This is a genomic window from Nostoc sp. DSM 114160 (assembly GCF_053470305.1).
On sequence record NZ_JBPFGO010000001.1, the window covers coordinates 1,722,503 to 1,735,063 of the forward strand.

At 45.5% G+C, this 12,561-nt stretch carries 16 protein-coding genes and 1 pseudogene; 11 read left to right on the forward strand and 6 right to left on the reverse strand.

Features of this window, described 5'->3' with window-relative positions:
- Positions 1 to 96 precede the first annotated feature (96 nt).
- From NSTCB13_RS07915 to NSTCB13_RS07930, 4 genes are read right to left on the reverse strand one after another with little or no spacing between them, the layout of a single operon-like run.
- Positions 97 to 951: a hypothetical protein gene (locus tag NSTCB13_RS07915; RefSeq protein ID WP_448271888.1), complete on the reverse strand. Its 855-nt coding sequence runs from the start codon at positions 949 to 951 to the stop codon at positions 97 to 99.
- The gene (locus NSTCB13_RS07920; RefSeq protein WP_448271889.1) at positions 951 to 3,440 is read right to left on the reverse strand and encodes a hypothetical protein; all 2,490 of its coding nucleotides are present in this window, start codon (positions 3,438 to 3,440) and stop codon (positions 951 to 953) included. Before NSTCB13_RS07920 ends, NSTCB13_RS07915 begins: the two co-directional genes overlap by 1 nt.
- Positions 3,441 to 3,469: 29 nt before the next feature.
- Positions 3,470 to 3,883, reverse strand: coding sequence for a hypothetical protein (locus NSTCB13_RS07925; protein ID WP_448271890.1), 414 nt, complete (start codon positions 3,881 to 3,883; stop codon positions 3,470 to 3,472).
- A gap of 5 nt (positions 3,884 to 3,888) precedes the next feature.
- The gene (locus tag NSTCB13_RS07930) at positions 3,889 to 4,218 is read right to left on the reverse strand and encodes a hypothetical protein (RefSeq protein WP_448271891.1); all 330 of its coding nucleotides are present in this window, start codon (positions 4,216 to 4,218) and stop codon (positions 3,889 to 3,891) included.
- Between the two features lie 217 nt (positions 4,219 to 4,435).
- Between NSTCB13_RS07930 and NSTCB13_RS07935 the strand changes: the two genes are divergently transcribed.
- From NSTCB13_RS07935 to NSTCB13_RS07945, 3 genes are all read left to right on the forward strand, one after another.
- The gene (locus tag NSTCB13_RS07935; protein WP_448271892.1) at positions 4,436 to 5,017 is read left to right on the forward strand and encodes a tyrosine-type recombinase/integrase; all 582 of its coding nucleotides are present in this window, start codon (positions 4,436 to 4,438) and stop codon (positions 5,015 to 5,017) included.
- Between the two features lie 145 nt (positions 5,018 to 5,162).
- Entirely contained in the window at positions 5,163 to 5,315 is a 153-nt protein-coding gene (locus tag NSTCB13_RS07940; RefSeq protein WP_448271894.1) for a hypothetical protein, read from the forward strand.
- Between the two features lie 62 nt (positions 5,316 to 5,377).
- Positions 5,378 to 5,710, forward strand: a complete 333-nt coding sequence (locus NSTCB13_RS07945; RefSeq protein WP_448271896.1) for a hypothetical protein — start codon at positions 5,378 to 5,380, stop codon at positions 5,708 to 5,710.
- Between the two features lie 75 nt (positions 5,711 to 5,785).
- Here NSTCB13_RS07945 and NSTCB13_RS07950 read toward each other — a convergent pair whose 3' ends face one another.
- Together NSTCB13_RS07950 and NSTCB13_RS07955 are read right to left on the reverse strand one after the other, a co-directional pair.
- Positions 5,786 to 6,760, reverse strand: coding sequence for an Arm DNA-binding domain-containing protein (locus tag NSTCB13_RS07950; RefSeq protein WP_448271898.1), 975 nt, complete (start codon positions 6,758 to 6,760; stop codon positions 5,786 to 5,788).
- 72 nt (positions 6,761 to 6,832) lie between these two features.
- On the reverse strand, positions 6,833 to 7,108 hold the full coding sequence (locus NSTCB13_RS07955) for a helix-turn-helix transcriptional regulator (protein WP_448271899.1): 276 nt from the start codon (positions 7,106 to 7,108) through the stop codon (positions 6,833 to 6,835).
- A 507-nt stretch (positions 7,109 to 7,615) separates the two neighbouring features.
- Between NSTCB13_RS07955 and NSTCB13_RS07960 the strand changes: the two genes are divergently transcribed.
- From NSTCB13_RS07960 to NSTCB13_RS07995, 8 genes and pseudogenes are all read left to right on the forward strand, one after another.
- Complete coding sequence (locus NSTCB13_RS07960; RefSeq protein WP_448271900.1) at positions 7,616 to 7,981, forward strand: hypothetical protein; 366 nt, start codon at positions 7,616 to 7,618, stop codon at positions 7,979 to 7,981.
- Positions 7,982 to 8,030: 49 nt separating this feature from the next.
- Complete coding sequence (locus tag NSTCB13_RS07965) at positions 8,031 to 8,237, forward strand: hypothetical protein (protein ID WP_448271901.1); 207 nt, start codon at positions 8,031 to 8,033, stop codon at positions 8,235 to 8,237.
- Positions 8,234 to 8,455, forward strand: coding sequence for a hypothetical protein (locus NSTCB13_RS07970; protein WP_448271902.1), 222 nt, complete (start codon positions 8,234 to 8,236; stop codon positions 8,453 to 8,455). The genes NSTCB13_RS07965 and NSTCB13_RS07970 overlap by 4 nt, the downstream gene beginning before the upstream one ends.
- Complete coding sequence (locus NSTCB13_RS07975; protein WP_448271904.1) at positions 8,439 to 8,612, forward strand: hypothetical protein; 174 nt, start codon at positions 8,439 to 8,441, stop codon at positions 8,610 to 8,612. Before NSTCB13_RS07970 ends, NSTCB13_RS07975 begins: the two co-directional genes overlap by 17 nt.
- Positions 8,613 to 8,720: 108 nt before the next feature.
- Positions 8,721 to 9,932 carry a hypothetical protein gene (locus tag NSTCB13_RS07980; RefSeq protein ID WP_448271905.1) on the forward strand — a complete coding sequence of 404 codons (1,212 nt, stop codon included), beginning with the start codon at positions 8,721 to 8,723 and terminating at the stop codon, positions 9,930 to 9,932.
- Positions 9,933 to 10,019: 87 nt separating this feature from the next.
- Positions 10,020 to 10,688, forward strand: coding sequence for a hypothetical protein (locus NSTCB13_RS07985; RefSeq protein ID WP_448271906.1), 669 nt, complete (start codon positions 10,020 to 10,022; stop codon positions 10,686 to 10,688).
- On the forward strand, positions 10,681 to 10,881 hold the full coding sequence (locus NSTCB13_RS07990) for a hypothetical protein (RefSeq protein ID WP_448271907.1): 201 nt from the start codon (positions 10,681 to 10,683) through the stop codon (positions 10,879 to 10,881). Before NSTCB13_RS07985 ends, NSTCB13_RS07990 begins: the two co-directional genes overlap by 8 nt.
- 326 nt (positions 10,882 to 11,207) lie before the next feature.
- Positions 11,208 to 12,396: pseudogene (locus tag NSTCB13_RS07995) on the forward strand (IS110 family transposase).
- Positions 12,397 to 12,561: the final 165 nt, after the last annotated feature.

The following is a 12,561-nucleotide window of genomic DNA, read 5'->3' on the forward strand; positions in this document are numbered from 1 at the left end:
TACAAGTTAAGCTAACACCAGATTTTGGCTATTTTTTTTCATAGGAACCCTATAGGGTTCCATAAGTTTTTGACTTATGTTGAAGAGAGTAAGATCCTACGTGATTTTTACTAGAGCTTTATGCCGATATGTTGTGTCAACTAAGAACACATGATTGTCATAGCCCGGCACTTCTACAAAAGCATATCTAAAGCGCACATTGACTATAGGTCTAAATCGCTTTTTGCGTCGTTCTTTACCGTATGAAAGTTGTAAAGCAGTATTTGTGTCACTATTTTTTTCAGGAATGCTAATTGTTAATTTGTTTTCGTCATAAGTGACATTTTGAATCTCTAGACATCTTTGTATAATATCTACAATATCTGACTTAGTATTTCCGTAAATCTGTAAACGATAACCGTGAGTTTCATCTTTGTAAAGATGAATGTTTTTACCTTTAGTGAATACCACACCTTGATTTCCGGTAACAAAGTGTTGTTTGACTTTTTGAGCTATTGTTAGTGCATTCTCTGGCGTAAAAGTAGCTTGAGTCTCGTTCATTAATCGAAAAGATATTTCCGCATCTATTCGTGGTTCGCCAGGTGTTATAGATTGTTCATCCTGTGAAAAGTACAATACTATTTTTGGATGCCCGACGGGTGATGGTGCAAGCCCATCTTTAGCCCCGTGGTAAATTATTAAATCAGACTTCCCATATCCGAGTAAATCAAAAAGTAAATGATGCCTTAAGTTCATCATCAACTGATTGTCATTATCCAGCATAGTACAAGCAGTTCTTAAACTACTTCTAGAGGTTGCAATATTAGGTTTCCAATCATCAGGAAGGTCGCTAAAAAAACGTTTTACCGCTGCGTTATGCTGAGGAATATATACGGCTTGTAAATGCTCGAATGGGTCAAAATTATCCGGCAATGAATCGCTTGGGGGAGTGGATGGTACTATATTTGTCATCAATCATTCGCATTAAAAATGTCGTCTAATGTTGCCTGAATGATATTGGTGCTATCAGCTTTTGCTTGTAATCCAGCCTGTTCTTCAACAATAGGTGTTGGCACTTCTAGACCGGGCTTGTAATGAATTACCGTGCCATCGGCGTTGTGAAGTGGATGTCCTTGCGCGTCTGTGGGGTCTGTCTGTGATATCTCCCGCTTGAGATCGGCTACGCTGCTATCAACACCATCCTTGGCTGCTGCTAGTGCAATAGGTATTGCCGTTACTAAAGCTATCGCTTGCAAATTCTCACCAACGAGGTTCATTTGCTGGAAAAACTTGCCTTTTAAGTTCGGCTGAGGATTCATATAACTGTAGGCATTTTCGAGAAGTACTCCACCCTTGCGAAGTGCGTTACCAATTTTGCCAACATTCCCGCCGATAACTTCTAAGCCAGCAGTTAAAATACCTCCAAGTCCTAGCACTTGGTTATGGATGTTTAGTGCAGCCTGGTAGATGCGATTAGCTTGATCCCACTTTTGTTGTATTTGGGCCGCTGTTGCCTCTCCTACCGTGGTGACAATGACCTCGTGTACAGCTTTACCAAGTACATTACTAATGTTTATTGGCGTTCCATCAAGTCCTTTTGGCAGGATAAATGCTGTTACTTGGTCGATAATCATGAATAGGGTTTGACCAAGGTTAGAAGACAGTATCAACGCGTTGTGTACCGTCGTTGCGAAAGTCAGTACTGCTAAAGCTTTTTCTACATACGTGTTTTCTGCGACTGATGTCACCAAACCGGATATTCCACCGACTACTTGATTACCAAGTTTGTTATTGATGATAGTCAAAAGTGCAGTTTGTGCTACTACTCCCGCCTTGTTTACTAAATCAAATATTTGCTTGCAAATAAACAATACTGGTGCAATTGCAGCCGCGATAAATGCTTGTATTTGCGCCCTAGTTCCAGTGTGTTGTAGTGTACTATTTGCCCTAGTTTGTGTGTGCTGCTGAATAATTAAAGCTCTTAAACTTGCTGCTTCTGCTGGATTCACATCTCTACCATTCCTTCCGGGTATACCCGGTCTACCATCTCTACCGGGTGTGCCATCTCTGCCCGGAATACCTGGCAGAGTCACCACGGTTGTTACACCGTCCCTGCCAGGTATCCCTTGGAATCCCCTTTCTCCTTGCCTTCCAGGTATTCCAGGTATACCCTGCAAACCACGTAGCGACTTTACGCCCTGATAAAGTGCGATCGCAGTGAGTGCCGTAGTCAGCGCCACACCTGCTTTACCCAGGGCATCTCCAGCGATGCGCTTGGCTTGCTCTCCTATTCCTTGCGCTTCATTCGCTTTCTTGTAGGCAGTGGTCGCGTTCTCATTCGCGATCGCTGCATTCCTCACCGCACCGTCAGCAGTTGTTTGCGCCGTTTTGGCGTTGCTGTTGGCAATCTGTGAAAAGTTTTCAGCACGTGTTGCCGTCACCTGCGCTGCCCCGGCTTGCAGTTTTGCGTCCTCACCAATTCCTTTGGCATCAAGGGCGATATTTTTCGCCTCAGTAGTGAGTACTTCGTTGCGTCCTATACGATTTTGTAAACCTAGTAGTTTTCCAAGAATTCCTGATACAGAATTGCCTAATGCTGCCAAGCCACTCTCTACAGCATCAATGCGACCACCCAGTACGTTAAGTGTTGCTAGTTGTTCAAATAACACTGCAAATGTACCAATAATGTTGAAAATTTCAGCAATCCGCCCTGCAAGCCTACCTATGCCATTAAGAGCTTCGGTGCTAATGCCCACGGCGTTCGCTGCTGCTACTACAGCCTTACTTGCTAAGGCTTCCGCCCTTGCAACTGCCTCCCCTAGCGCACCAATACGACCTTTAAGCCCTTCAACTACACCCTTTAAACCACCTACCGCTGAATTTGCCTCCAATGCTGTATTCGTTGCACTCACCGCTTTCGCTGTCGCACCTTGAGCCTCGACAATAGCCTTGCCGGATTCCCCAATCGCTCTTGCAGCCCTGCTTTCTGCCGTAACCGCTTTAACCTCTGCACCTATCGCTTTGTCGTAAGCAGCTACAGCCCTTCTCTCTGCCTCGGTTGCAACTCCGTTCGCTACGTTCGCTCTAAAAGTCGCTATTTCGGCATCTCTGACTGCTTGAGCCGCTTTTAAGTCGGCTACTGTAGCTCGGCTGATAGCGCTAGACGCTGAATTCTCGGCTGAATTTGCTACGCCTATAGCTTGAGATGCCTTGTCAACAGCATCCTGTATTTTTGGTCGCAAGGGTGCGATTAAACCTGATGCAATTGCAGTCGCAGTTACTTCTGCTATGCCAGGAATCTGAGGAATAATAGAGGCTTCTGATGCCTTTACTGACCGTTGTACAATTGCATTTTCGTCAATGTTTTTTAAATTAGACAATCGAGCGCTGATAGTGTCAATCTGTGCTTGCAATTTATTACAACAATCGCACTTACCAGCGCAATTAAGCGCAGATTGCATACTCCCAATTACGCTAGAAGTACTCATACTTAGCCGCAATTTCTATTTTTTAATTGATTAGATAAACCTTCAATTTGCGCCCAATCGCTATTACTAATACACTGACCACTGCACCCCCTAAACCCACAATTGACCTCACAATCGGACAAAGAATCATACAGCCCCAAAGTGCCATGAGCGCTTGAAGGTACACAAGCCCCATTGATGCAATCGTATTTTTGCAATATCTGACAAGATGCAGAGTCAGAGCGGTAAATCGTGTAAGTTCCATCAGCGAACGACTCAGCATTATTGAAGGAAGTATACGCATATCCCCAATAAGCCTGATCGTTAGCATTGGAATGATAAGTAATTTGAGGTTCGGTAGGATAATAAATTGCTTGTTTTATTACTTGATTCCGACCTGTGACTACATCACCACTAATACACCATCCTTGAGCCATTGTTTTTAATAATTATCTGGGTCGATTACTGATCCGGTGTCCACTTTCGCCAGGTTAACTATTAGCTGATCGAGCCGATATTGATCGTTATTGGTTCCACGATTAGTGAAGTTAGGGTATCCAGGCCCAATGTAAATAGACTGGTCAACATTTGCATCAAAGTTGGTTTGGCTGAGATTGGTTTGAGCAATCAACAAAATACCTGTCAGCAAACTTTCAGCACTGTTATTTGCACTTGCGGTCAGTCTTGGAAGTGCAGCTTTTTGTATTGTGATGCTACTGCTATCTTGAGTCGCACCTGTTCCGAAAACTTCTACAAGAGTTAGTTCTGCCATAAAAGCGAATTTTAATGAGGTGAATAAATCCGTTGTATGGCTGATTAAAAATAATGTAAATGTTCCACTTTTATGTAAAACAAGCACATTCACCGAGGACGCCAAAGGCTTGCTGATAATAGGATTGAGTCGAATATTTCTAAACTATAAAGTTAGGAATACTCCGGTTTTACCACTGTCAATGGTTAAACCGGAATAAGCAGAAGTAAAAAATAAAATGAAAAATAATCGAAATGGACAAGCCGCAGTTTTAAGCGATGCGGATTATTCCAAAATTCGCAAGCAGATCCGCTCGCAAAAATATAAACTGCTTTTGGATCTTGCTTGGTACACCGGGGAGAGGTGGGGTGCGCTGGTGAAGTTGCAACTTCTCGACGTGTATAACCTTGACGGTACACCCAGTGAGTATATCAACTTTCGCGCCAGGACTCGCAAGGCAACACCCAACGGAAAGCGACAGACGCGCCAAGTGCCAGTTCACGATACCTTGACTGAATTACTGGCAGCATATAAGCCACTTCCCGGTTCGATTTGGTTATTTCCATCTAGGGAAGCAGACAAACCTATGGGGCTAAGGGCCGCTGACCAAATTTTACGCACAGCTGTAGAGAGAGCCGGACTTTCAGCTAAGGGGATATCAACTCACTCCACCCGGCGGAGTTTTATAACGAAATTAGCAAAGCGGGGTGTAAGCTTGGCAACGATTAAAAAAGCCACTGGTCACACCGATTTGAAAGTGCTTTCTCGATATATCGAGGTAACTGACGATGATGTGAAAAGCGCGATCGCAACTCTATGATCAACAAACTCCTATTCCTGCAAATCGAAATCTTCTGTGAGTGCTTTGAAGCTGGCAAATACAATCACCCGCTCTTTCTAGCTATGACTCTGGAGTGTTTAGCGAATCAGGCATGGGATGAAGTTGACCGACTCTACCCAAATTTGTGACAAATGACAGCGCGGCGAATAAACTCAAACCAAGCTATGAAAAGCTCGCAAATTTAACAAGAGCGATCGCACTTTCACCTCTGACCAAGTGCGATCGCTTTTTATTGGGCATTGGGCATTGGGCATTGGGAACAAGGGAGCAGGGGTAGCAATTGCAATTAAAGTAAAAACGCTGTATCCTGCCTTGACACAGGCCTTTCAAGAAACAGCTATGCCGAAGCCACCGGGAAAGAATAGCACCAGCTGGCAACCAGCTTGGAACAATGGCAAGACCAAAACTATCCGTGTGCCAATTGTACTGGAGCATCACATTTTGGATTACGCTAGGGCTGTTGACTCCAAACTGTTAACCAATGAGTCTACAAAAATCCCCATGCTGATAGGGGATTTCCTCGTGATAATTGACCGCTACATTGCTTGGAGAACTAAGAATTACCGATCCACACAGCTTTTTGCAAAGCCAGATATTACCGCTCGTACTTGGGATGAGTTGCGGAAGCTTCAACAGCTGCTGCGGGAGTCTCCAAAAGTGTTGCGGGAGTGAATGAAGCTCTTGCGGCATCTCTGACAAAACCACCTTTGCACTACTGTCTGGTCAGACAACTTATAGCTACCGTTTTTAAAAATTAGTGTTGTTTGGTCGCATTTTGGGCATGGTGGGCGATTCATTCTTCCAGCCTCGGATTAACTCCTCAATCTCAGTTGGTAATTTACCATCTGCGATCGCAGTTTCGACAATTTCCCGCTTCTGTTTGGTGGTGATACTGTCCGCGCTGCCAAGATGTCGGCGATTCTTTTTTCTGCCTACCATCCAGCAATAGCGGTAATACCAGTATTTATTACCTGACCTTTTAACCCAGTACTTCTCAACCCAGTGGGTATTTTGTTCGGGCGCAATTATTTGGGTAGCCTGTGATACTTGCGCCCGAACAACTTCTACGGTGTAACATCCATCGGGAACAAATAACGCCTCATTATTACCACGTGCAACGTAAATGTGCCCCTCGTCTTCATGAACTTCTTTGAGAAGTTCATGAGACGTTTCTGAAGCGTTACTGAGGGGTTCTGGAAGGCTTGATTTTTCAGGTGTTTCGGGTGAGATGTCCGGCATTTTTTGACCGACATCCGGTATTTTTTGACTGATGTCCGGTTCATTTATGCCGGATATAGCGTCATTATTGACCGCCGATTCTTGGTCATCATCTTTCATCCAAAATTCTTGAATTCGTCTTGCACCGTGCAAGTTCTTAACTAACCAACAGGCTGTTTTACGCGTATCATCTGTGCAGGTTTCTCGCTTGAATTCAAATAATCCTGTTGTGCATAAAACTTGTCTTGCTAGTCTAAAAGCTTTATCGCCTAATGATGTTGTTAGCTTCATCCATCTACTACCATACTGGTCTGATGCCCAACATTCATTCCACAGTGTTTGAACTGTTTTTACTTGATTAACTACCCACTGGATATCGTCAATTGGAATAATGCAGTGAGGTTTGTTGAATTTACTTGATGGTTTCTTCTCTTTGTTGCGGTTGATAGGAATTACCCTATTTTGAGAAGAAGAATTGATGACTTCTAAGCTGTTTTCTGGCATAATACTATTAGTTTGATATCAGAAAGCCACCACCGACCTTCTAAATCTGGGTGGCTTTTTGGTTTTTTTGCGTTAGTTCCCTTCGCTCAACTGTCCCTTTGGTGGGCCAAAGTCATCAGGCAAATCTTGGATCGATTTACCCTTTGATCGCAGTAAGCGGTCTAAAGCTTTCATTTGAGTCACCGTGAAGGTAGGGACGCTATCTCCTGCTTCCCAACGGCTAATAGTTCTAGCTGTTGTTCCTATGGCGCGTCCAAACTCCTCTTGAGACATATCTAGCTCAAGCCTTAGACTCCGCAATGGGGATTCTCCTTGCTGTTCGTTTCTACTCAGTCTTTTCTTTATCATGATACACGTTCTAGACATCTTGTCTAGAACGCTTGACAAACGTCATACGTCTAGACATAATGTCTGGTTAGAGGACAATAAAAGACCAGCCAAAAACCTGACTTGGCTAACGACAGTATTTGGCTGATCTTTTGCTAGTTTCTCACCCAGCTGCAAACCTGCTGTGATCTCGCTCCCCAACGCCTAGACCTTGCGTTGCAAGTATGGAGCAAGCACCCGCGTCATTGCCCAGTGCCCGATGCGGAAACACCCTAAAACCTGACTCAAAACCCAAGAATAACGGAGGTAAACAGCAAATCAAAAACGCTCAAGCCTAGTGACAACAAGCTTTTCACAAAAATAGCTGTACTGCGATCGCAGTAGTAAACTCCGACTTAAGTGCCGCATAAGCGGGACTATAACCCTAGCATTCAAGGACTTAAGTGCCGCATAAGCGGGACTATAACCCTAGTATTCAAGGACTTAAGTGCCGCATAAGCGGGACTATAACCCTAGTATTCAAGGACTATGGAAGCACTAGAAGCCACTAGTAATGGCACTAAATTAAAAACCGAGGACAAAACCGAGGCAAAGCCCAAAAAAGAGAGGGCAAGAAGATACTTGCCATCTTTGCCCAGTGCCGGCTCTGCCGCAGACATGAATCAAGTTGAGTATTTGGGGCTAGCTGACAGAACAGCAGTTGAATGGGATTCCTTGAAGAATTACGAAATGTTCAGTCTTTCACCGGATGGTTCATTTCCTCTAATGAAAGTCAGCCGCAGCAAAGCTGTCCGCCTTGCAGATCGTGAAGTGATGATGGTTGGCGGCGGTCGATGCTTTCGAGTTTCCTTGTCAAATCATCCCAAACCTAAAACAAGCCCTAGTTTGCCCTAGAGCTTGTTTGGAGAGACAGATGTCCCTACCTAGCTATTCAAAATTTACCATGAAACCACTAACACCCAAAGAACAGAAAGTAGTTGATGAATTTGAAAAGGCCCGTCCTGGACTGGGGGCGATCGCTCTAAGCAACATCCGCAACAACGATAAAACCGGCTGGGCTGAGATCATCGCCGACACCCCAGAAGAAGAACTGGTAGTCCGTGAGGGTTTTGCGTCGAATTCCTTTATGTACAAGAGGATCGGCGGATGAAAACACTTTCTGAACTAATAGTTGAAGCCTCACTACTAATTAGTGAAATTAGCAATCATCCAGACTACCAGGCTTTGATAGAAAAAGGATATTACCCAGACCTGACCGTGGGTGATGCTTACACAGCCCTTGCTTACCTAATTTCTGAAATCGATCCACCAGTAATTACGGTTCCTGAAATTCCTGAAGTTGAGGTGACTCATGAATCAAGAGCGTAATCCGTGGTTGGATGCTGCGATCGCAATTAAGGAAGCACTCAAGCTGGAACCACCAGAGGTACAAGAATCCATTCGGCGTATGGATCGTAAAACCTACCCCGAAACCTGGAAGGCAATTCGAGAGAGGGAGCAGGGAACAGGGGAGGCTAACGAATGAATCAACTTTTCATTCTCATTCTCACCACTTCAGCGCTAATCATCGGCCTTATTGCACTTTGCAAAGAGCAAACCCAGCACCCCTTCTACTTGAAAATAGAGGTGCAGTATGGCAAATGATCTAATAGATATCAAAGTTGCAGCGCCGCCAAAATCTACCACAGCTCACACTTGGGTAGAGATGCATCTGCCGAATGCCAAAACCCTTGGACGTTATTGTGCTTGGGGGCTAGGGCGTGTAGTATTTTCCCTTGGGCTGTTTAGCCTCTACGGTGTTACAGCTGCCTTGAAATTGGGCATTACCATCACCCAGGCAACCGAAAACGCCGTCAAAAAACTCCTGAAGGTTTACGATGCCTTGCCCTATGCGGGTGTTCCCATGTCTCAAGTCATTGAAGCGTCAGCCGTTCCAGTAGATGAACCACTGGAAATCATCACCGATATCATCGCCGCCATTGAAGGTAAACAGGTGATGATCATCGGCGAAATGGGAACAGGGAAAAGCACACTGGCTCAATATCTTGCTTACACCATAGGCGGCGCAGTGAAGGTGTATGAGTGTGAAGGTACACCAACCGACTGGTCGGGCTTAGAAGTCATCGGCCGCGGCGAAAACTGGGCTGCGATCGACCGAGGAATGCTTGAGGACTTGGAAGACTTGAGTAACCAAATGAAGATCCGCAACGAACGCGGTGATGCTGCGTTGGCTGACAGCGAACGCGTAATCATCGTTGAGGAATACCCCGAACTGGTTTCAAAAGTAGGCAGTTCAGGGGAGTGGTTAGAGCGTCACGCCAGGAGGGGACGTAAAGCGCGACGCTTCACCATTTTACTCTCGCAGTATGACCGGGTTGCAGCCTGGGGACTGGAGGGTAAGAGCGATTTAGCTGATGCTTTTTTCCGTATTCGCCTTGGTAAAAAGGCTCTAGCCCACGCCAAATCATTGAAAAATGAAGCGCTTATTAGCTGGTTAAAACAAGACCAGTCGCACTGCTTACTCGACGATCAGCCCTTGAAACTCCCGCCATACCGGGAGATGAAAGCCGCAGTGCTGCGCGGTGGTTCAACCATAGTACGACCATACTATGACAACGCGATCGCGCCCCAAAAACCGCCTGAAAATGACCTCAAACCCGCTCCAGAAGTGGCTTTTGAGGAAAATTGTTCCGATAACGATCGGGTACTTTGGCGGCTAATTCAGCGAGTTGGGGAGGGAAAAAGTGATAGTGCGATCGTGACGGAAGTCCTTGGCTTCACTGGTAAGCGCTATGGGGAGGGGGCAGCGCTTCTAGAGCGGTTAAGGAAGCAGTTCGGGGGCTAATTCAAAAGCGATCGCGGCAGGAGGATTGCGATCGCAATTGATTAATCGATTCAAACGTTTACAAGTAAAAAATATCATGCTTATACCATGACCAAACATGACACTTGGGTAAAACTCAAACCCGGTAATCCTTACGAGCCAATTTTAGATTTATTTCCAGACGGTATGATACCCGTGCGCGATCCGTTCCCAATGGAACGCGTAGGGGATGCTTTTGAGGGTAAAAGCTTGTGGATTATCGATTTAGAACGGCTCAAAAGTTCTCAAGCTACTGCCATCAGTCAACTCATTGCCCACCACAGAAACGCTTCACCGCTTGAAGTGGCAACAGAAGCAATGAATAAAGGTGGTTTCGCTATGAGTCACGAGTGGGTTGAGTCTATGCAGTGTGGTGATGAAGGCTTTCAGCGCAGTAAAGAACTGGCCGACTTTTCAGAAACTGCACCCCAACCACCTAGCGCCGAGGCTTGGCAGGAATTTTTGACAAGCCAGATCGAGAGATGGGTTGACGGTAACGAACAGCCGCCGCCAATTAACTCCATTGATGACGTTGACTTGCGCCTCAGAACTCCAGAGCTTCAACAAGCTCTCAAAATGAGGAAAGTTGAGAGTGCGATCGCGGAGGGTGGCTACTCAGCTTTTGATGTCTTAATGGGACGTGCAACGGTTGATATTCTTAACAAAATTGACCCAGAAAACTCATATTCATTAGTTAGGTATGATGAGGAATTTGATGAAGATGAAATTTATGAATAATGAAAATTTAGAAGTTCCCCAGCCAGATCCAGCATGGGATTATTACATTGAATGGCACAAATTACTTAGGGCTAAAGCTCGGTTAGAAAAGTTAATTGAGTTTATTTCAAAATGTGAAAATTCCACAGAAGACACTCAAGAAATACTGCAACAAGACGCAGCGATAATTATCACCACTCTCGAAAGCCTATAACCGCCTGATGAATCGTAATTGCGATCGCGCTAACAGCGCGGGCTACTTTGTCCGGTAGCCGAAACGTGAGTTAATCTCACGTCGCGGACGGACTCCAAATCCGACGTACAGCACATACACACAACAGCTTAGGGCTTTTTTGTTGAATCAAGCTTTAATGGCTTTCTGAACTTCATAAGCTCGGCTGCTGTAACTGTGCTGTTCCCTCCCTATGTCGCCGCAGTTCGCGCTGCGGCATTGCCTTGAGAGTGAATTAGGCTGTTGTGGCCTTCGGGTGATTCGCAGGCATGGCATCAGGGTTAACAGAACCACCCAGGAGGAACTGAATGATTAAAATTTTGGGACTTGATGTTAGCAAGTCCTCAGTTTCAGCTTGTCTGCTCACGGATAAGCCCGAAGATCCACGTCAATTTTATTACGAATGTCCGTTTTTTTGCTTAAGCGCTAACGCCAAGGGTATTCAAGATTTACTCGCGCTCAAGCCGGACATCGCACTGCTAGAGCCAACTGGCAACAACTACAGCAAGCTTTGGGGCACTCACTTGGCCCGCGCCGGTGTAGAAGTGCGGCTAGTTGGTCACAAGGAGTTGAGAAATTATCGAGCTAATCACCTAGCGCTCCCAGATAAAGACGATGATGCCGATGCGTTGGCACTGGCTTGTTACTACTTTGATTACCAGAAAGACCCGCGGCGATTTGTGCAAATTCGCGATCGCGCCATTGTCAAAATTCGAGAACTAGTTTTGCGGCTGGCACATCTCAACCGCGTTCAGTCCCCGATCGTGAATCGTGCGCGGCAAGATTTAGCTTGGCAGTTCCCAGAAGTTGCACTGGTGCGATCAAAACGGGGTGAAGCAGGTCTTGCGCCTTTACTCTGGGGTTGGCTTGCTGGAGTTCGGAAAAGCAGCCGCTACGACCGCCTTTACTCTCAATCTGTCGGTTTGGGAATCACCCAAACAGTTCGAGAACACGCAAAACGTATCTGCGATCTCCAGCTTGAGGAACACGTCATCGAGGGAGAGTTACGCCAATTGCTTACTGACTCTCGATTTGACCGTTACCGCGCAGTCTTCAAAAAATTTGGTTTTGGCGATCGCCTTTCGTCGGTCATCATCTCCCAGATTTACCCCATTGAGGGATTCCTGGATGGTGATGGTAAGCCAGAGGTGAAGATATGCCAGGGGCGAAACTCGAAAAAGCCTACCAAACGCCACCTTTCATTGAGGAGATTTCAGAAAGCTTTAGGAGTTGCTCCAAACCTAGAGGCATCCGGTGATAAGCGAAAAACCAAAGTTGTTGGTGGGTCAGACCCTGTGTAGAAAATCGCTTTGGCAGTGGGTATTCACCAGAATTGAACCGAAGCGATCGCGCCTCAAAAATGATATTGGTAAAATCTTGGGCGAACAGTTAGATACTGAAAAAGCTGCGGGCCGTCCTGTGAAGCTTGTTAGGAATCGCGTTGCAGCTAAAGGAGCAAGATTGCTATTTCGGGAATTAGTTAAAAGTTTGAAGTGAAACAGAGTTATGCCCACAATGGCTAAACAATGGTACGGTTGCCCTAAATGTTCATCCTCTGAATACAAAAGGCGAGACTTTGATGAAATCGACGGAGTAAGAATATTGTTTTATTGCGGATGTGGGCACATCTTCTCAGATCCTTTGTTGTTTTGGATCGATAAA